General features: G+C 71.4%; 16 protein-coding genes and 1 pseudogene. 11 read left to right on the top strand and 6 right to left on the bottom strand.

All coding sequences use genetic code 11. From position 1 onward, the window contains the following. The first annotated feature begins 51 nt into the window (after positions 1–51). Complete coding sequence (locus ACFY61_RS29970) at positions 52–786, top strand: hypothetical protein (protein ID WP_389477129.1); 735 nt, start codon at positions 52–54, stop codon at positions 784–786. Between the two features lie 88 nt (positions 787–874). Next, a complete protein-coding gene (locus ACFY61_RS29975; RefSeq protein WP_389477131.1) occupies positions 875–2,161 on the top strand; it encodes a DUF3987 domain-containing protein in 1,287 nt (428 codons plus the stop codon). A gap of 1,039 nt (positions 2,162–3,200) precedes the next feature. On the opposite strand, the gene ACFY61_RS29980 is transcribed toward ACFY61_RS29975, so the two are convergent. Further along, positions 3,201–3,401, bottom strand: a complete 201-nt coding sequence (locus tag ACFY61_RS29980; protein ID WP_389477133.1) for a hypothetical protein — start codon at positions 3,399–3,401, stop codon at positions 3,201–3,203. 351 nt (positions 3,402–3,752) lie between these two features. On the opposite strand from ACFY61_RS29980, the gene ACFY61_RS29985 reads away from it, so the two are divergent. From ACFY61_RS29985 to ACFY61_RS30000, 4 genes are all read left to right on the top strand, one after another. Continuing rightward, positions 3,753–4,007: a hypothetical protein gene (locus ACFY61_RS29985; protein ID WP_389477135.1), complete on the top strand. Its 255-nt coding sequence runs from the start codon at positions 3,753–3,755 to the stop codon at positions 4,005–4,007. Beyond that, positions 3,979–4,494 (top strand): DUF6879 family protein, encoded by a 516-nt coding sequence (locus ACFY61_RS29990; RefSeq protein WP_389477137.1) that lies wholly within the window; start codon positions 3,979–3,981, stop codon positions 4,492–4,494. Before ACFY61_RS29985 ends, ACFY61_RS29990 begins: the two co-directional genes overlap by 29 nt. A 14-nt stretch (positions 4,495–4,508) precedes the next feature. Beyond that, positions 4,509–5,357, top strand: a complete 849-nt coding sequence (locus ACFY61_RS29995) for a helix-turn-helix domain-containing protein (protein ID WP_389477139.1) — start codon at positions 4,509–4,511, stop codon at positions 5,355–5,357. A 306-nt stretch (positions 5,358–5,663) separates the two neighbouring features. Then, entirely contained in the window at positions 5,664–6,977 is a 1,314-nt protein-coding gene (locus ACFY61_RS30000; RefSeq protein ID WP_389477141.1) for a cation:proton antiporter, read from the top strand. A 552-nt stretch (positions 6,978–7,529) separates the two neighbouring features. On the opposite strand, the pseudogene ACFY61_RS30005 reads toward ACFY61_RS30000, so the two are convergent. Both ACFY61_RS30005 and ACFY61_RS30010 read right to left on the bottom strand, forming a co-directional pair. Continuing rightward, positions 7,530–8,300: pseudogene (locus tag ACFY61_RS30005) on the bottom strand (IclR family transcriptional regulator C-terminal domain-containing protein); the annotation flags it as partial. 740 nt (positions 8,301–9,040) lie between these two features. Then, positions 9,041–9,586 (bottom strand): RNA polymerase sigma factor, encoded by a 546-nt coding sequence (locus ACFY61_RS30010; RefSeq protein ID WP_389477143.1) that lies wholly within the window; start codon positions 9,584–9,586, stop codon positions 9,041–9,043. A 342-nt stretch (positions 9,587–9,928) separates the two neighbouring features. Between ACFY61_RS30010 and metG the strand changes: the two genes are divergently transcribed. The 5 genes from metG to ACFY61_RS30035 all read left to right on the top strand — a co-directional run bounded on the left by metG (position 9,929) and on the right by ACFY61_RS30035 (position 14,946). After that, on the top strand, positions 9,929–11,644 hold the full coding sequence (gene metG / locus ACFY61_RS30015) for a methionine--tRNA ligase (RefSeq protein ID WP_389477145.1): 1,716 nt from the start codon (positions 9,929–9,931) through the stop codon (positions 11,642–11,644). 155 nt (positions 11,645–11,799) lie between these two features. Continuing rightward, positions 11,800–12,507: an antibiotic biosynthesis monooxygenase gene (locus tag ACFY61_RS30020; protein ID WP_389477147.1), complete on the top strand. Its 708-nt coding sequence runs from the start codon at positions 11,800–11,802 to the stop codon at positions 12,505–12,507. 115 nt (positions 12,508–12,622) lie between these two features. Then, a complete protein-coding gene (locus tag ACFY61_RS30025) occupies positions 12,623–13,219 on the top strand; it encodes a hypothetical protein (RefSeq protein ID WP_389477149.1) in 597 nt (198 codons plus the stop codon). A gap of 106 nt (positions 13,220–13,325) precedes the next feature. Continuing rightward, entirely contained in the window at positions 13,326–14,156 is an 831-nt protein-coding gene (locus tag ACFY61_RS30030; RefSeq protein ID WP_389477151.1) for a hypothetical protein, read from the top strand. Between the two features lie 25 nt (positions 14,157–14,181). After that, entirely contained in the window at positions 14,182–14,946 is a 765-nt protein-coding gene (locus ACFY61_RS30035; protein WP_389477153.1) for a hypothetical protein, read from the top strand. A gap of 19 nt (positions 14,947–14,965) precedes the next feature. On the opposite strand, the gene ACFY61_RS30040 is transcribed toward ACFY61_RS30035, so the two are convergent. Genes ACFY61_RS30040 through ACFY61_RS30050 form a run of 3 tightly spaced genes read right to left on the bottom strand, consistent with a single transcriptional unit; the run spans position 14,966 to position 18,288 of the window. Then, positions 14,966–16,555, bottom strand: coding sequence for an FAD-dependent monooxygenase (locus tag ACFY61_RS30040; protein ID WP_389477155.1), 1,590 nt, complete (start codon positions 16,553–16,555; stop codon positions 14,966–14,968). Next, on the bottom strand, positions 16,552–17,736 hold the full coding sequence (locus ACFY61_RS30045) for an MAB_1171c family putative transporter (protein ID WP_389477157.1): 1,185 nt from the start codon (positions 17,734–17,736) through the stop codon (positions 16,552–16,554). Before ACFY61_RS30045 ends, ACFY61_RS30040 begins: the two co-directional genes overlap by 4 nt. A gap of 3 nt (positions 17,737–17,739) precedes the next feature. Next, positions 17,740–18,288: a toxin-antitoxin system, toxin component gene (locus ACFY61_RS30050; RefSeq protein ID WP_389477159.1), complete on the bottom strand. Its 549-nt coding sequence runs from the start codon at positions 18,286–18,288 to the stop codon at positions 17,740–17,742. Positions 18,289–18,313: the final 25 nt, after the last annotated feature.

The following is an 18,313-nucleotide window of genomic DNA, read 5'->3' on the forward strand; positions in this document are numbered from 1 at the left end:
GGCCCATCGACTACTCGCCCTGTCGGCCCCGAATCAAAGGATTCTCACGTCATGCGCAAGGCGGTTCTCGTTCCCGTTCTCAAGACGCTTTGTGACGCCCATCTGGCGAAGGATGGGAGTGAGGAGGAGGCCACGTCCACGCTCACTTTGGGTCGACACACCTGGGACCTGTGCTTGGAACACGACGTGGTGTTCGGCCGCTACCTGGTGGATGCCCTGGGGACGCCGGACGGCGTTGCGGCCGCCCCTGACCCCGTGGCGTTGGCTGATGTGGTGCTTGTCGAGTCGGAGTGCGACGACGTGCCGGACGTGACTGAGGAAGCGGCGGAGCCTGAGCCTGTGCCGTCCGTGATGATCGCGGGGGAGGTTCCGGGCTACGACTGGGACACGGCCCGTGAGGCTGTGCGGAACCTGGGCTACGAGGTGGTTGGCCGCGCCGATGACAGCACGGTCCTGCTGATCCTGGGTGATGGTGGGGATCGCAACGGTACGAAGCTGCGGGACGCGTCTGAGCGTGGCATCCCCTGCATGGACGTCCGTGCACCGGGACGGTTCAAGGCGGCTGTCTGTGCAGGTGAGTTGGTCGGTGGTGACCCGCTTCCCCAGCCTGTGAAGGTGGACCGTTCCGGGATGAGCACGCGGGAGCGGAACCGCCTGACCCGGGCATGGGCGCGCGAGAACGGGTGGCCGAAGCTTCCCGCTCAGGGTCGTGTCCCGATGGACGTCCGTCACGCGTACGAGCTGGCCAACCGGGCCCCTGCGCAGGGAAAAGCGGTAGCGGCCTGAATGCCGCCCCCATTGTGCCGGGCGCCGAGTGCGCCCGGCACCCCCGGCCAGTGGCCACCCAACTAACCCTCCTTGAGATAGAGGCAGCATGAGCATCCCCGTTCTGTACGGTCCCATCGGTCGCGCGGTCCGAAGGATCTCCCCGTTCCTGGAGGCGGATCCCTTGGGGGTGTATGTGGCGGCTCTGTCGATGTGGTCGGCCGCGATTGGTGGAACGGTCAAGGTGTCGTCGCGTGGCAGCAGCCGGCCCGTGCTCCTGTGGTCGGCCCTGGTTGCCGGAACGGGAAGGGGTAAGGGGACTGCCCTGCGGGCGGCGATTCAGGTCCTGGACAGTTCCCTGGGGCGGTTCCTCGCCACGCACACCACATCAGGGATCACGTCCGGGGCAAGTCTGGTTAATCACCTGTGGGAGCAACAGGAAGCGACCTCTGAGACGGAGCATGGGCGCGATGTCCGAGCCCTGGTGGTGGAGGAGGAGTGGACGGAGGTCTTGAAGCGGGTCAAGCGCGATCCGTCGTTCACCACCAAGCTGCGCGCGGCCTGGGACGGTGCAACGGTCAGGAACACGACCAAGGATGAAGCGCAGGAAGTGCGCGACCCTGCGATGGTTCTCCATTCGCACATCACGCCGTCTGACTGGGCCAAGTACGTTGGGGAGTCGGAGGCGGCCGGAGGCTCGTACAACCGCATCCTGCCCTTCCTGCTCGGGTCGGTTCCGATGCTCGACGATGACCGGATCAGTCTGCCGAAGCTGGACGGTTCCGAGCTGTCCGACGCTTACGGCTGGGCTACCGCCCGACCCCGGGTGATCACACTCTCCGAGGACGCACGGCCGCTGTGGCGGACCGTCCGCCGCTATGCCCGCATCCTGGGTGAGACCCTGCCCGAAGCGCAGTCGGTGTTCATCGAGAGAACGGCCGAGCAAACCCTTCGGGTAGCGGCCTGCCTGGCAACGTCCGAGTGTTCCGAGACCGTCACGGAAGAGATCCTGTCAGCCGCCTTCACTCTCGTACGTCGCTCTGTCCAGGACGCCGTCCGGATCACCAAGGGGGCCAACGCACCGAAGATGAAGCGGCAGCCGCTCAGGCTGACGGACAAGGTCCGAGCCCGAATCGAGCTGCACGGCGGCCGGGCCACGTCATCTCAGGTCCTGCCCTACGTGGGAGCGACCGCCGAAGAGGTCAAGGCACTGCCCGGCATCGTCGTCACGGTGGAACGGTCAGGGAAGACGGGCCGACCGGCCACCGTTTTCACGCTCGCCGGTGACGCTGTGCCGCAGCCGGCCAGCGCGGAGCGTGAGGAGAACCGGGCCACCGTCGTCCGCCTGGACACCTACCGCCCGACCCCGGCGCAAACCAGGAACCCGCCTCGGTGAAGCGGACTACCGTTCCCGTTCTCGATTCCAACCCGTTCCGTGCTCTGCTCTAACACTCGAACAAACTCAGAAAGCCCCGGCCGGTCGGCCGGGGCTCCATTTGTTGCTTCGACTACTTGAGCGGTTCGAGTAGAACCACCTGGCAGCCGTTCACGCGCCCATTCGACGTCTTCCAGCGGATTCCGATTTCACCGCCACCGTACCTTGGTTCGTTCGGGCGCATTCCCGCTTCATGCCATCCGAAGTGGCCATAGCGCAGGCCGCACGTCGCGGAATTGTTGACCCAACCTTCATAGAGTGCCGTTCCAGGGATTCCGCGCCGGACGGCCCACACCTGATGCGGATACAGCTCTGCCCACGCTCCGCACCTCACGGGCTTTTCGGTCCTGACACTCACAAGGGGCGTGGACATGCACATTCCTTCCAGGTAAGACGATTTCCAGCATCCGGCGGAGCACACCCACGCCGATACCAAGCTGATCAGCAATGTCGGCGTACGTCTCCCCGCCAGCCAGCCGCTTCCTCAGCTTGTCCTCATGAGCGGCTATGTAGTCCCGGTTTTCCTTCATTTCCTGCGCGGTGAGCCTGGGCACTGCTAGCCCTTTCCGGAGTGCCTGCCCTCATGGCCTCGTGGAAGTCGACAGCCAAGGCAGTAGTAGTCACTCGGGTGGTCGCACGTGCTGTGGCCGCAGAGGCTGACATGCCTGACCACAGTGCCTCTTGGGCCGCCCCACGTCAGCCACAGAAATCCGCGACCGTTCTCGTGGTCATCCGAAGGGGCGAAGTCGCCAATATGAGGGGCTTTATGTCCCTCCCAAAGAGTGCACTTCACTTCCTGATCCCATGGGAAATCGTCCCCGAGAATCGGAGGCAATCTAATTCGGAAGGTTTCCGGCAGCAAGGCAGTGTCAAAGCAGGTTTCGTTTACATCCTGTTCCGCAATGCCCTCGCGGTGTTCCCGCGAGCTGTAGGAGGGGGCTCGACCTCACCGTTCTTGGGCCAGTACGCATCGGCCGGAATGGTGGTCAGCTCCGGCCGCTCACGCGTCATCGGCCCGGGTCTCCCTCTCGGTCGCCTCAGCGGCAGCCCGCACCAGGGCGGGAATGGCCGCCCCCACGGCCGCCGCCCACTCCTGCGCTTCGCGTTCCGCCAAAATCCGGGCCAGCCCCTCGTCCAACACCGCGCGCTCCTCGGCGGTGAAGCGGAACGCGGGCTGTCTGGACGTCCCCCGCGCGTTCACAGCCGGCCCCTGAGACCGGCAAGCACCACGCGCAGCAGGGCCGGTGTGGCTACCGCGTAACCGCGCCGGGGAACCCAGCCAGGTACCTCCGCCCACGTGGGGAACGAGTCACGCTCTCCCGGTCTGGACAGCGTCACCGTTGCTGTACGGCACCGTCTCGGCTCCATCGAGCCCTCCCGATCGCTTCCGAGGTCGATGGGATGACCGTAGGAAGCGGCTGCCGTCGGGCTCCACAAACTTGCATGAGCTTGCACGCCAATTCGCCTGGCTGATAGCGGTATTGACGCTGTATCTGCTGTTCAGCGAAGCTCGTGCAAGCCCGAGCAAAGCACCTAGACCAGGGAGTCAGCCATGGCCGTAGAGTTCGTAGGCATCGACCCGAACACGGACCGGGACCACTGCCCTACCGTGTGGGCCGACGCGGAAGCTCAGGAGATCTTGTTGCAGGGATGGAAGCCGAGCGCCGAGACTCAGGCGGAGTGCGAGGCGAGCAGCCCCGCGAACGGACCGGTACCTGACAGTGAAGCCATCGTCAGGATTCCGGCCCGGATGATCCCGATGATCAGGGAGGCGTGTGATGCCGTCGAGCGTGCCCAGCTTCGCTGAGCTGCTTGGCCAGTGTGAGCGGTCCGCTGTCCACCTGGAGCTACGCGACTCCTACGCTCCGACCGATCGGTTCAAGGCGTGGAAGCGCGGTGAGCGGATCAACTGGGAGGACTGTGAATCCTGGTGGCATCCCTACGATCAGTTGATCAAGGACACCGTGGCCCGGGGTATATCCATCCGCCGGGCCCGGGTGGTCTCCGAGCCCGTATCGGAATACATCCGCTGGGAGCACTACGTCACCCACGCCAACGTCACGGCCGGGGAAGAAGTCAGGTGGTTGCCACGTCGACGGGCCACGAGCATCCCCCTGCCGGGGAATGACTTCTGGCTGTTCGATGGCGCTCTGCTCCGTGTACACCACTTCTCCGGCGAAGGAGTGGTGGTCGAGGACGAGATCACGGCCGACCCGGAAGCCGTGAAGCTGTGCTCCGCCGCTTTCGAGGCGGTCTGGGAGCGAGCGATCCCGCACCACCTGTACGAGATCTGACGAAGGCCAGCTCCATGCCTCCACACCCCTCTTCGCGCGTCCAGAAGGCCCGTGAAGCGCTCGCCGGCCGTTTGCGCGAGATCCGCAAGGACGCGGGGATCACCGGGCGGGAGCTGGCCATCAGGTGCCGCTGGTCGGAGTCGAAGTCGTCCCGGATCGAGAACGCCAAGACACCTCCCTCGGACAGCGACATCAGTGCGTGGTGCCGAGCCTGCGGCGCCGATGACCAGGCCCCTGACTTGATCGCGGTCAACAGGCAATCGGCCGATGCTCATGTGCAGTGGAAGCAACTCCAGCGGACCGGCCTCCGTCGCCTGCAAGAGTCCACAGGAGACCTGTACCAAGAAACTAAGACGTTCCGGGTCTACGTATCCGATGTGATCCCCGGGTTCCTCCAGACGCCTGGATACGCCGCCGCTCTTCTGTCGTCCATCGCTGACTTCCGTGGGACCCCAGACGATGTGAGCGCTGCCGTGGCGGCCCGCATCAAGCGAAATGCAATCCTGAACAACGGCGCACGTCGGTTCTCGTTCGTGCTGGAGGAGTCGGTGTTGCGGTACCGGCTGTGCAGCGCCGAGACCATGGCGGCGCAGCTTGGCCACCTGCTCGGCATCATGGACCTACAGAACGTCGCCGTGGGAATCATCCCGTTCTCAGCACTGCGCACAGTGTGGCCCATGCCAACCTTCACGATCTTCGACGACAGCAGGGTTCACGCGGACACGCTGGATGCCGCATCGACACTCACCCAGCCCAGCCAGGTCGAGCTATACGCCCGAGCCTTCGATCGGCTGTCACAGGTGGCCGCGCGTGGCGCTGCGGCACGTTCCCTGATAGCAGGTGCGCTCGCTTCCTTGGACTGAGTAGGCGTACCTCCCGTCCTGCGTTCAGCCGGTTGGCCACGTGACCAACGCATGACCAACAGCGGGCGGGAACGGACGGAAACGCCAGGTAGAGGTGCCCAACCGCAGCTACGATGAAGGTGCCTCCTGGGGTACGTTTGCCCAGGTCAGACGAATAAAGGGCTGGTGCCCGAGTGGAGAGTTCAAGTCCCCCTCGGACACCACTGAGAACCCCACGTAAGTGGGGTTTTCTGCTTCTCCGGGGGTGTCTTCCGGTAGAGATGGTTCCCCGGGACCCGGTCCACACCACCTCCTGCTGGGGGCCCCATGAGCCCAGACGCGATGGTCTTCCACCTGGCGGCCGCGACGGCTGTCATCCTCGTCGTGGCGCACGCCGCGGCGGGCGCCGCCCGGTGGCTGGGCCAGCCCGTGGTCATCGGCCAGCTGATCGGCGGCATCGCCCTCGGCCCGACGGTGCTCGGGGCCGTCGCCCCCGGCCTGGCCCGGGAACTGTTCCCGCCAGGGATCGCGCCGGTGCTCGGCGGCCTCTCCCAGACGGCCCTGATCGCCTTCCTGTTCTGTGTGGGCTGCGAACTCGACCTCACCGTCCTCCGGCGGCGCGCCCGCACCGTGCTGGGCGTCTCCTCCGCCTCCTTCCTCGTCCCCATGGCGGCCGGGGCCGGCCTGGCGCTGCTCCTGGAGGGCCCCTTCGTACAGCTGGGCGCCCCGGCCGGGATGCCGGCCCCCGCGGTGCTCTTCGCCGGCGTGGCGTTATCGGTGACGGCCGTACCCGTCCTGGCGGCGGTGCTGCGGCACAACGGCCTGACGGGAACCTCCCCTGGCGTGATCGCCCTCGCCGCGGCCGGCCTGACCGACCTGGTCGGCTGGTCCGTACTGACCGCCCTGATGCTCGACGGGGGCCCCGGCGGCGGTGGCTGGGCGGTCCGGCTGATGTGGCTCCTGCTGTTCACGGTCGCGATGGTGCTGTTCGTACGGCCGTTGCTGCGGCGGCTGTTCGGGCCCGGGCGGCCGAACGGCCCCTACCGCGTCGGACTGGTGATCGCCTTCGCCGGTGCCTCGGCCTGGGTGACCGACACCCTGGGCCTGCACGTGATCTTCGGCGCCTTCCTCGCCGGCGTCGTCATGCCGCGCGACGGCGGAGCCCGGGATCAGGCGCTGCTGCGTCCTCTCCACGAGGTGTCGGGCGTCCTGCTGCCCTTCTTCTTCGTGGTGTCGGGCAGCCATGTGGCTGTCGGTTCGCTCGACGCGGGGGGCGTCGCCGTCTGCGTGTTGGTCACCGCCCTGGCCATCACCACCAAGGTCGCGAGCGGTACCGTCGCGGCGCGCCTGTCCGGGGTGGCCCGGGACGACGCCCGGACCATCGGAGTCCTGCTCAGCACCCGCGGCCTCACCGAGCTGATCGCACTCGACGCGGGCCGCCAGGCCGGCCTCGTCGGCGGCCTCCTGTACACCGTGTTCGTCCTGATGGCCCTGGCCACCACCCTCGCCACCCAGCCCCTCCTCGGACTCGTACGACGGCTCTCCACACCCCCTCCGCCGAAGCACCCGACGGCACCACCCCCTCCGCAACCCCACCCCCCGGACCCCACCGCCCCCCACCCCACCACCGGCCCACCCTGACCGGACCGCCACCCCGTCACGCAGGAGCAGCAGCGCCGGCTGCGCAGATCCGCGTGGAGTGGAAGGAAGGTACTGGCGCACCTCAACCCGCTCGGCCGGCAGCAGAGGGTCGAACCCGTGCGGCGTCGCCCCTGAGATACGCCATTCCGCGCCCCCGCGTAGTGCCGGGGAATTCCTCGGCACTACGCGGGGCGACCGGATCCGTCAGCCCGTCAGATCCGTCATGTCAGCGCTGATGGACCAGTCCTGCGGGGCCGGAGCGTGCCGGCCGGGGCGTCACATCCCCAGGACCACCAGCCCGTCTCCCGCAGGGGTGGCCGCGGCCGGGTGCTGGAACGGGGCGAAGGTGTGCGGCAGGGCCAGGGCGGGGTGGGGGGCGGACGGGTCCGGGGCGGCGAAGAGGTACGCCGTCGCCGACGCCGCGTCGCTCACCAGGTGCGGCCCCGCCGTGACCGCGGCCCCCACCAGCGGGGTGCGGAAGACGCTGTGCAGGTGCCGCAGGGTCTCCGACGCGCTCGCCCCGCCCGGCGCGTCCGGCGGCAGCGTCCCGGTCAGGAGCAGCGCCAGCAGCACCGGAACCGTCTTCCGCCGCAGCGCGCCGGTCGCCGCCCGCAGCCGGTGGGCGTCGGCGGCCGGCATGGACAGCGCGAGACTGCCCGCCTCCCGCCCGGTGGCGAGCGGAACGGCCGAGCAGACGACCCCCGGCGAGTACTCCAGCAGGTCGAACACCGGATCGCCCGGAGCCACCGAGTCCAGCGCGCTGAACAGCACCCGGCTGTCGGTGATGGTGCGCGGCGTCAGCCTGGCCGGTTTGTGCCGGGCCACGTGGTCGGCCCGGCCGTCGTGGTCGAGCTGGGTGAGCAGGCACTTGCCGACCGCGCTGGCGTGCGCGGCCAGCTTGAAGTCGAACCACTCCTCCACCGGCGGCGTGGCCGGGCCGTCCGCCATCTGGGTGATCCGGACCTCGCCGTCCACGTACCGGCTCAGGTAGACGGCGGCCCCCGCGCTGTCCCGGGCCAGGGCCAGGGTGTGCTGGAGCTGCGCCGCCAGCCCGTGCCCGCCGGGGGCGGCCAGCCGGTCCAGGGCGGGTCCCGGGGCGAGCACCCCGGGGGCGGGCCGGCGCGCGAACTGCTCCTCGCAGAGCATCGCCAGGACCCCGCGGAGCTCCGGCCCGGCGAGGCCCGCCTCGCGCGCGAGCCGGTCCACCCGGACCCCCCGCGGATGTCGCTGCAGCACCCGTACGACCTCCAGGGCGCGCCGGGCGGCCGCGGCCGGCTCGGCGCCGCCCCCGCCGACCGTGGTCCGCTGTGCGGCGGCGGTCAGCGACGGGTGCCTCAGCGGGCCGGGGGAGTGCCGGGGCCGGGTCGCCCGCCGGGCCGCCGCGGTGGGCGGCAGCAGGGCGCGCAGCGCCTGGTCCAGGCCGGGCCGGGGCAGCGGCACCGGGCCCAGGTCGGCGTCCTCGGGCTGCTCGACGTACCGCAGGACGGCGGCCCGCCCCAGTACCAGCGGCTCGATGACCTCCGGGTGCGAGGGCGGCCGGAACCCGCGCCGGACCAGTTCCCGCGCCCAGATCGCGGCGTCGTGGTGCTCGCCCCGCCGGGAGTGGTCGAGGAACAGGCAGTACGCGCCCTGGTCGTTCCCGGCCCCGGCGGTGAACTGCCACCAGAACCGGGCCCCGTCCCGCAGCCCCGCCAGGTGCAGCAGGCAGCCGAACACCTGGGCACCCCGGGGGTCGTGGCCGTCCGCGGCGAATGCGCGGAGCGCGTGCACCGCGCCGGGCCCGCACACCGCGGCCGTACAGGCCCGTTTCAGGTCCCGCCAGGCCCGCTCGGCATCGACGGGCCGGTCCCGGGCGGGGTCGGCGGCGGACTCCGCCGCCGGGGGCCGGCCGTGGAACGCCGGACGCGGCACGTGCCCGTGGTGCCCGGCGCGGGCGCCCAGGAGCCGTGCCTCGGCGGCGGCGACGTCGTAGTGGGCGTAGCGGTCGCGGACGCCGGCCCGGGCGAGGAACTCCGCCAGCGAGCGGGAACGGCCGCCCGGGTGCGGTGGGTGGTGCCGGTCGTTCATGCCCCGGCCTCCCCGTCGCGCGCCCCGGAGCCGCGCGTGTCGAGCAGCCGGGCCAGCCGCCGGTGCGCCTGGCTCAGGTGGGAGCGCACGGTGGCCTCCTCGACGCCCATGACCGCGGCCGCCTCTCCGGTCGTGCAGTGCAGCCCGTACCGCAGCAGCACCGCGTCCCGCTGGCGCTCGGCCAGCCGGGAGACCGCCGAGTAGAACTGGATGGTGTCGGTCAGCACCTCGTACGGATCGACCACGGCGTCCTTGAGCGCCGCCTCGAAGGCGGTGATGTCCATGGGCGCCGGCCGGCGGTTCCGCTTGCGCTGCTGGTCGACTATCCGGTGCTTGAGGACCGTCCAGGCGTAGGCCTCCAGCCGGTCCATGTGGAGCATCCGGAGCCACTCGTTCATGATCGATTCGAAGGTCGCGTCGACCGCGTCCTCCGCGTCCGCGTCCGAGCCCAGCTGCAGGTACGCGAATCTCATGTACGAGGGACGCCGGTCCGCGTGGAACGCCCAGTACGACAGGCGCGCGCTCGGATCCCACTGGCTCATGGGCGTGGGCCTCGGCCTCCGGCTGGGAAGCCCCACCGCCCCTCCGGATTCCTCCGGTCCGCCATCGCTCAACGTTGCACCTTCCCCTCGCGGCACGGGGGCACCTGCCCCCCAGCTTTCAGCGTTTGGGGAGCCCGGAACGTGCAGAGGAGAAACCTGGTGACAATCAGTTCGGTGCTGTGCACTCTGGGATCACTTCCGACCGCCGTCCCGAGGGGCGAGACGACGGGGGTCCGAGCAGGTGCCCGAGACGGGCGCGGACGAGCGGCCCCCGGCGGTTCGATACGATGAGCCCCTTCACGACCGGTCACACACCGCACAAATGAAATGGAGCATCCGAGGATGGCTCGTCACCTGATCACCAGCGCGCTTCCCTACATCAACGGGATCAAGCACCTGGGCAACATGGTCGGGTCGATGCTTCCGGCGGATGTGTACTCCCGGTACCTCCGCCAGCGCGGCCACGACGTCCTGTACATCTGCGCCACCGACGAGCACGGCACGCCCGCCGAGCTCGCCGCCAAGGAGGCCGGCCTCTCCGTCGCCGACTTCTGCGCCCAGGCGCACGACGCGCAGAAGGCCGTCTACGAGGGCTTCGAGCTGTCCTTCGACTACTTCGGCCGCAGCTCCTCGGAGCAGAACCGCGAGATCACCCAGCACTTCGCCCGCCGGCTGCACGCCAACGGCTTCATCGAGGAGCGGGCCATCCGGCAGGTGTACTCGCCGGTCGACGGCCGCTTCCTGCCCGACCGCTACGTCGAGGGCACCTGCCCGCACTGCGGTTACGACAAGGCCCGCGGCGACCAGTGCGAGAACTGCACCCGCGTGCTGGACCCGACCGACCTGATCGACCCGCGCTCGGCGATCTCCGGCTCCACCGAGCTGGAGGTCCGTGAGACCAAGCACCTCTTCCTCCTCCAGTCCAAGCTGCAGCACGAGGTCGAGGCCTGGGTCGCCCGGCACGAGGAGGAGTGGCCGCAGCTCGCGTCCTCCATCGCCCGCAAGTGGCTCACCGAGGGCCTGCACGACCGCGCCATCACCCGCGACCTGGACTGGGGTGTGCCCGTCCCGGCCGACACCTGGCCCGAGCTGGCCGCCGAGGGCAAGGTCTTCTACGTCTGGTTCGACGCCCCGGTCGAGTACATCGGTGCGACGAAGGAGTGGGCGGACGCCGACCCGGCCGGCCGTGACTACAAGTCCTGGTGGTTCGAGGCGCAGGACGTCCGCTACACCCAGTTCATGGCCAAGGACAACGTCCCCTTCCACACGGTGATGTTCCCGGCCACCGAGCTGGGCGTGCGCGAGCCGTGGAAGATGGTCGACTACGTCAAGGCCTTCAACTGGCTGACGTACTACGGCGGCAAGTTCTCCACCTCGCAGAAGCGCGGCGTCTTCACCGACCAGGCCCTGGAGATCCTCCCGGCCGACTACTGGCGCTACTTCCTGATCGCCAACGCGCCCGAGTCGGACGACTCCTCCTTCACCTGGGAGCACTTCACCGCGACCGTCAACAAGGACCTCGCCGACACCCTCGGCAACTTCGTCAACCGGGTCCTGTCCTTCTCCCGCAAGCGCTTCGGCGACGAGGTGCCCGCGGGCAAGGAGGCGGGCGAGGCCGAGGCCAGGCTGGGCGTCCAGATCGCCGAGCTCCTCGCCGAGTACGAGGGCCACATGGAGGGCCTGCAGTTCCGCAAGGCCGCGGCCGCGCTGCGCGCCCTGTGGTCGGCGGGCAACTCCTACCTGGAGGAGAAGGCCCCCTGGCTGGAGATCAAGACCGACCAGGAGGGCGCGGCCCTCACCCTGCGCACCGCGATGAACCTGATCCACCTGTACTCGGTCGTCTCCGAGCCGTTCATCCCGGCGTCGGCGCGCGCCATGCGGTCGGCCTTCACCCTGGCCGACGACAACGCGGCCTGGATCACGCAGGAGCGGGCCAAGGCCCTGGACGCCGTTCCTGCCGGCACCCCGTTCACGGTTCCCCCGGTGCTCTTCGCGAAGATCACCGAGGAGGACCTGGAGGCGTACCGCGAGCGGTTCGGCGGTGTCGAGGCGGGCTGACGGCCCCGCGCACGACGATTCCACGAGGGCGGCACCCGCAGCGGGTGCCGCCCTCGGCGTTCCCCTTTCCCTCACCCTCCCTGCCCGCTTGACGTCAAGCGCGGTCGAGGTCGGAGACTGGACGACGTAAACGATCAACGGAGGGGGAAACCACCGTGAAGACCGCCGTCCAGCCCGTCATCCGTCCCGACTTCGCCCGCCCCGGTGTGGGCGAAGTCAAGGTCTCCACCTGGCGGCTCGGCTCGCCCGAGCGGCAGCGCGCCGCCGTCGACGCCATCGCCCGCACCTGGCAGAGCCGCGACTGGCCCGACCTCGGACTGCTCTCGTACACGGTGCTCGCCGGGACCGACGGCGACACCCTGCTCCACTACTCGCAGTGGACCTCCCACGAGGCCTACGAGGAGTACTTCCGGTCGCTCCGGGACGACAGGAACTCCGAGATCGACGCGGCGGTCCCCGGCATCGACCGGGTGGCGCTGCACGGCTACCGCCACTACCGCTCCGAAGGCACGCCCGTCCGGACCCCGGGCAGCGTGGTGGTCGTCGAAGCCGACTTCGACCCGGCGGTCCCGGACGCCGCCCGCACCTTCACCGACCTGGTCTTCGAGGCGCTCGCCACCGACCCCTCGCCCGCGGCGGGCGGGCTCTCCGGCAACTTCCACCTCTCGGTGGACGGCACGCGGATGCTCAACTACGCCGAGTGGGAGAGCGAGCAGGCGCACGTGGACGCGCTCGCCGCCCCCGGCGACGGCATCGGCTCCGCCACCCCGGAGTGGCGCGAGGTCATGGAGTTCCCCGCCCTCCGCTCCAGCGGCTTCCGCCGCTACGTCCCCGCCCTCGCCCTGGCCCCGCTGGCGGGATGACACGGCCCTCCCCCGGGCGGGGGAGGCCCCCGTCCGGCCCTCGCTCCCGGGGACGGTCCGATCCCGCCCCGCAGTCCGACGACCGTGACCGTCGGTTCCCGTGACGATGGGTCACATGACCGCCACCGACACGACCCCGGCACGAACCCCCGGTACCGCCGACCGGGCCGCCGACCGCACCCCCGACCGCCCCGCCGACCGCAGCCCCGACCGCCGGCCGCCGCCGCGCTGGGCCGTCCTGGCCGCCCACCTCACGACGTGGGTGGTGCTGCCCAGCAGCGTGTGGCGGATCCTGCTGGCGCTCGGCCACCCGGCCGGGTACACGGACACCGGCTTCGAGGACTTCCGCTCCGTCCAGGCGAAGCTGGTGATGGTGGCGCTCAGCGTGCTCTCCGAGCTCGCCGCGTTCCTCACCCTCGGGCTCGTACGCCCGTGGGGTGAGGTCCTGCCGCGCTGGATACCGGTGCTGGGCGGGCGGCGGGTCCACCCGATGGCCGCCGTCGTACCGGCCGGCCTCGGGGCAGTGGCCCTGACGGGGCTCTGGTGCACCGTCCCCCTGTGGTGGACCTTCCCGCACGCCGACATGACCCCGACGGGGAACCTCGTCGTCGGCCTCCTCTACCAGCCCCTGTTCCTCTGGGGCCCGCTCCTCGCCGCCGTCACCGTCTCGTACCACCGCCGCCACTCCGGCCGCACGCCGGACACCACCTGACGGGAGACGGGCGCAGCCGCCCGTGTCGTCGGCCGGGCTTGATCGTTTCAAGGGCGGAAGGATCGTATCGGCAAGACCCGGGGAGCGGTGTTCGGATGGACGCGCGGTGACCGCCTGGCAGTTGTTCGCGGGGGCGGCGGGTCTGGCGGCGGCGCTGTGCCCGCTGCACGGCGCCGCCGGGGGCGGCCCGGCCGGGCACACGGACGCCTGTGCCGGGCGGCCGGGCGCCGTGTGCGTCTCGGTGGGCCGGCCGGCGCACGAGTGCGTGGCCGAGGTGGTCGCGGGCGGGGTCTGGGTGCGCCCCGGGGCGGTCTCGGTGACCACGCCGGGGGGCTCGGTGTGCGTGGGCCGGCCCTGCGGGCCGACCCGCCGGACCGAGGGCGGCGTCACCGTCGTACGGCCCGGCCCCGGCCGGCCCGGCTGCGTCGCCGTCGGGTCCGGCGGCTGCTCCCCCGGCACCCCCGCCCCGGCGCCCGAGCCCGCGCCCGGACGGACTCCCGCACCGCCCGGCCCCGCCGTGAGGGTCTCCGTGGCGCCCCCTGCGCCCCCGGCGCCTCCTGCCCCTCCGGCGCCCCCGGCGCCTCCCGCGCCCCGGTGCCCCGCCGCGCCGGACTGCGTACCGCCGGCGGACCCCGCCGCCGCGGCGGCCCCGGTTCCGGAGGCGGGGCCCGTGCCGGTCCGCGCGCCCGGGGCGGGCGGCCGCACCGAAGCCGCCGTCGCGGAGCCGCCGGCCACGCCCGGACCCGGCCCCGTGCCGCCGGGCGTCCGCGCGGCCGGGCAGAGCCTCCGCTTCCGGGTGCCCGCGTACCGCTCCGCAGCCCTGCAACGGCGGGGCCCGGACGGGCTGTCCACCGTGACGCTCATGGTCGTCGTCACCACCCCGGCCGTGCTCGCGGCCGCCGCACTGCGCCCGCGCTCCAAGAGCCGCGGCGCCTGACCCCCGAAAGAACGGGAGCCCCCTCGTGTCCGAATGGCTGGTCCTGGCCATCGCCATGACGCTCGTCTGCGCCCTCGTCCTCGCCTTCACCAACATCCGGCACCGCCGGGCCGCCGAGGACGAGGACACCAGCGAGACCCCCGACGTCATCGAGTACATGACGATGATGGTCGGCGTGGTCTACGCGATCGTCCTGGGCCTGGCCATCGCCGGCGTCTGGGAGGCCCGCGGCGCCGCCGAGGACACCGTCCGCCGCGAGGCCCAGGCCCTGTACGAGGTCAGCCAGCGCGCCGACGTCTACCCCGCCGACATCCGCGACCGGATCCGCGGCGAGGTCGACGCGTACGTCACGCACACCGTCAGCGTGGACTGGCCGCGCCTCACCTCCGGCGAGACGCCCTCGACCGAGGGCGCCGACCTGCTGGCCAAGCTCCGCACCGACGTCACCCACCAGAGCCCGGCCACCGAACTCCAGGCCCAGGCCTACCAGCCGCTGCTCGACCACATCGCGGCCGCCGACGACGCCCGCCACTCGCGCGCCCAGAGCGCGGAACCGACCCTGCCCGGCGTGGTCTGGTTCGGTCTGCTCACCGGCGGGATCGTCACCATCGGGCTGATCTTCACCCTGCAGATCCGCCGCTCCAGCCGCGAGCTGCTGCTCGCCGGCCTGTTCAGCGCCCTGATCGTGTTCCTGCTGTTCCTGGTGTGGAGCTTCGACGCCCCGTTCGGCCGCGACGGCACCGACTCCGCCGCGCCCTTCCAGGACCTGTTCCCGACACTGAAGCTCTGACCGCACGGCGGCCTTCCGGTCAGGTACCGGCGGTCTCCGCCACCCCCGCGTCCGTCGGACGCGTGAAGTGCAGTTCCCGTTCGGTCAGCGGCGGGCCCGCCAGCGGCGGCAGGCGCGGCCCGCGCAGCGCACGCAGCAGTACCCCCGGCTGGATCAGGGCGGTCGCCGGGGCGGACAGGGTGATCACGTCGGTCAGCGCGGTGGCCACCCTGAAGTCCCCGGTCGCGGTCAGGATCAGCCGCTCCACGTAGCGGGACGTCAGCCGGTCGGCCAGGGTGGGCCGCTTGCCCACGCTGCCGGGGTAGAAGACGTCCTGCCCGGTGGCCAGGTCCCAGGCCACCGACACCGGCCGCGCCACGGCCCGCTGGACCCGGCGCGCGAGCCCGGGAGCCGCCAGTTCCCGGCCGGCCGGGCCGGCCCCCAGTTCCCGGGCGAGCGCGCGGGCACCCTGGGCGGCCACCGACATGCCGTGTCCGTACACCGGGTTCAGGCCGGCCACGGCGTCGCCGATGACGACCAGCCCCTGGGGCCACGCGCGGGCTCGTTCGTAGTACCGGCGCCGGTTGGCGGTGTTGCCGAAGGTGACCACTCCGGTCAGCGGCTCGGCGTGCTCCAGCAGGTCGGCCACCACCGGGTGCCGGGCCGACCTGGCGAAGGCCTCGAAGGCCGAGGCGTCCCCGGACGGGCGGCTGCCCCGGGTCCCGGCGAGCGTGACCAGCCAGCGGCCGTCCTCGACCGGCACGATGACCGCGGACCGGCCGGGCCGGGTGCCGCGGGCGGCCGCCTGGATGTTGACCACCGGGAAGCCCTCGGTGCCCGAGGGGGCCCGGTACATGCGGCTGGCATACACCAGGCCGGAGTCCACCAGTGCTTCCGCGACGTCCGGGATCCCCAGGTCCGCCAGCCATCCGGGCGTCCGGCTGCCCCGCCCGGTGGCGTCCACCACCAGGGCGGCGGTGAGGGTCCGTTCGGCTTCGTCGCCGGTCCGTACGCGGAGGCCGGTGATCCGCTCCCGGTCGCCCGTCAGGCCGAGCACCTGGGTCCGTTCCAGCAGGCGGACGCCCGGGAGCGCGAGGACCTGGTCGCGCACCACGCGATCGAGCAGGTCACGGGTGCAGGCGATCAGGAAGTGGGTGGGCCGCCAGCGCCGGTACCAGCCGCGGGGGCTCAGGGCGACCATGCCGGCGGTGAGCGGGATACGGCGGGCGCCGGCCGCGAGGAGCCGTTCCGTGAAACCGGGCAGCAGGCCCTCGATCGCCTCGGCACCGCCGGACCAGAGCAGGTGCGCGTGCTGGGCCTGGGGCAGGAAGGCCCGGGGTTCGGCACCCGACGGCAGGGCGTCGCGTTCGACGACGGTGACCCGGTCGGCGTACGGGGCCAGGGCGGCGGCGGCGAGCAGGCCGGCGAGCCCGCCGCCCGCCACCAGGGCCCGGCGGGGACCGCCGGCCGGGCCGTCGCGGCCGGGGCCGTCGCGGCCGGGGCCGTCGTGGCCGGGGGCGGTGCCGGGGTCCGCGGCATCGGGGCCGGCGCCCTCCCGTCCCGGGCCGGGCCGCTCCGGGCCGCCGGCAGGTCTCGGGAGGGGCGGCTCCTGGCCGCTGGTCTGTCTCATGGCTGACTGCTCTCCGTACTGGCCGCGGGCCTGCGGGACTGTGCGACGAGGGGGGAGCGCAGCGCGAGTGAGATGCGCACGAGGTCACGCGGCCCTTCGGCGGTGGCCGAGGTGTAGGCGTCCGCAGAGCCTATGACCTTTTCCTCGGGGTCCGCCGCGCGTGCCCGGATCGCGGCCGCCACCATGGTGGCCTCGGCGATCGCCTCGGCCTGTCCGCTGCCGCTGCCGGCGGCGATCAGCGCCTCGCGGGTGAGGTCGCGCAGCCGGTGGTCGAAGTACGGGTCGAGGTGCAGGAGTCCGTCGTGGATGTCGGCCACCCGCTGGGTGACCCGCAGGTCGGCGGGCGACCACCAGGAGATCCGGACGGCGCGGCAGCCCTGCGGCACCGCACCCCGCAGTTCGCGCCAGAGCGGGCCGAGCCGGTGGTACGTCACCCAGGTGTTCCAGCTCGCGGACATCCGCTGGACCAGCAGCGGCAGGACGAAGCCGATGCCGATCAGCAGTGCCGAGAAGGAGGCGACGGGCGGTGCGACGTCGGTGCTGAGCACGTCCCAGTCGTGCCCGGCCAGGCGGGCCCCGACGGCGGCGAACTTGGCCGCGTCGAAGACCAGGTTCAGCATGAACCCGCAGACCATGAGGATGAGGCCGGAGCGCAGCGAGCCGCGTACGTGCAGGGACCAGCGCCGGCACAGCACCGTCATCACGACGGCGGCCGCGGTGTGCGCGAGCAGGTAGACCAGGACCATCTCGCGGATGTACGGGGTCCGGGCGTAGTAGGTGTCGAAGTCGCGCAGCCGTTCCACCGGGGCGTCACCCACCATGAACAGGACGATCTGCGCGACGATCACGGTGGAGTACGTGCCCACGCACCAGTGGGACAGGCGCCGGGTGCGGTCCTCCGAGCCGCCCCGCCAGTTGATCAGGAGCAGCAGGCAGGAGGCGCTGAACGCGGTCAGGATGCAGTAGACCAGCGGGGCGGAGAAGTTGGGCACGCCGGTGAGGTGGTTGACGGCCGCGATGGTCGGCGGTGCGGCGAAGAAGAAGACCGAACTGGCCACGAGGAGCAGCACGCTGACCGCCCGGACCAGCGGGTCCCGCCAGTCCCGGCTGAGTCCCGGCAGCTTGCAGGTGAACGCGATCACCAGCACGCTGGCCGGGATGTAGAAGTCGAGTCCTTCCAACGGTCAGCCCCGTGGGCCGCGGTAGCCCAGCGAGGCCTCGATCCGGTCGGCGACCTTGTCGCGTTCGGTCGGGGCGGAGCCCAGTCCGGCGGACAGCCAGGGACGGCATTTGCTGCCCAGCAGCAGCCCGAAGGTCTCCGCCTCGGTCTCCTCACGTACGTCGGCGCGGGTCCGGGCGGCGACGCGCCGTACGGTCTCGGTGATGTCGGCCTCGTCGCTCAGCAGCCGGGCGGCGACGGCGGCGCCGTCCACGTGGTGGCTGCAGTGGCCGGCCTTCATGTGCCACAGCTCGTGGCCGAGGATGACCAGCTGGTGGTCGGGGGCCGTGCGTTCCTCGATCACCACCAGGTCGCGGTCGGCCATGTCCAGCCACAGGCCGCTGGCCGTCCCCGGGGGGAACGAGGCCATGCGGAAGTCGACGCGGCGTCCGCGGTGGCGGCTCATGCCCGTGCACAGGGCGGCGTAGAGGTCCAGGGGTGACTGAGGGTCGGCAAGCCGGATGCCGGCCACCAGCTCCCCGCACAGCCGCCGCTGTTCTCTGCCTATGCTCACCGTTCTCCCTGTCGGCGCGGATGCG

The organism is Streptomyces sp. NPDC012888, assembly GCF_042900645.1.
In the GTDB taxonomy this organism is placed as follows: domain Bacteria; phylum Actinomycetota; class Actinomycetes; order Streptomycetales; family Streptomycetaceae; genus Streptomyces.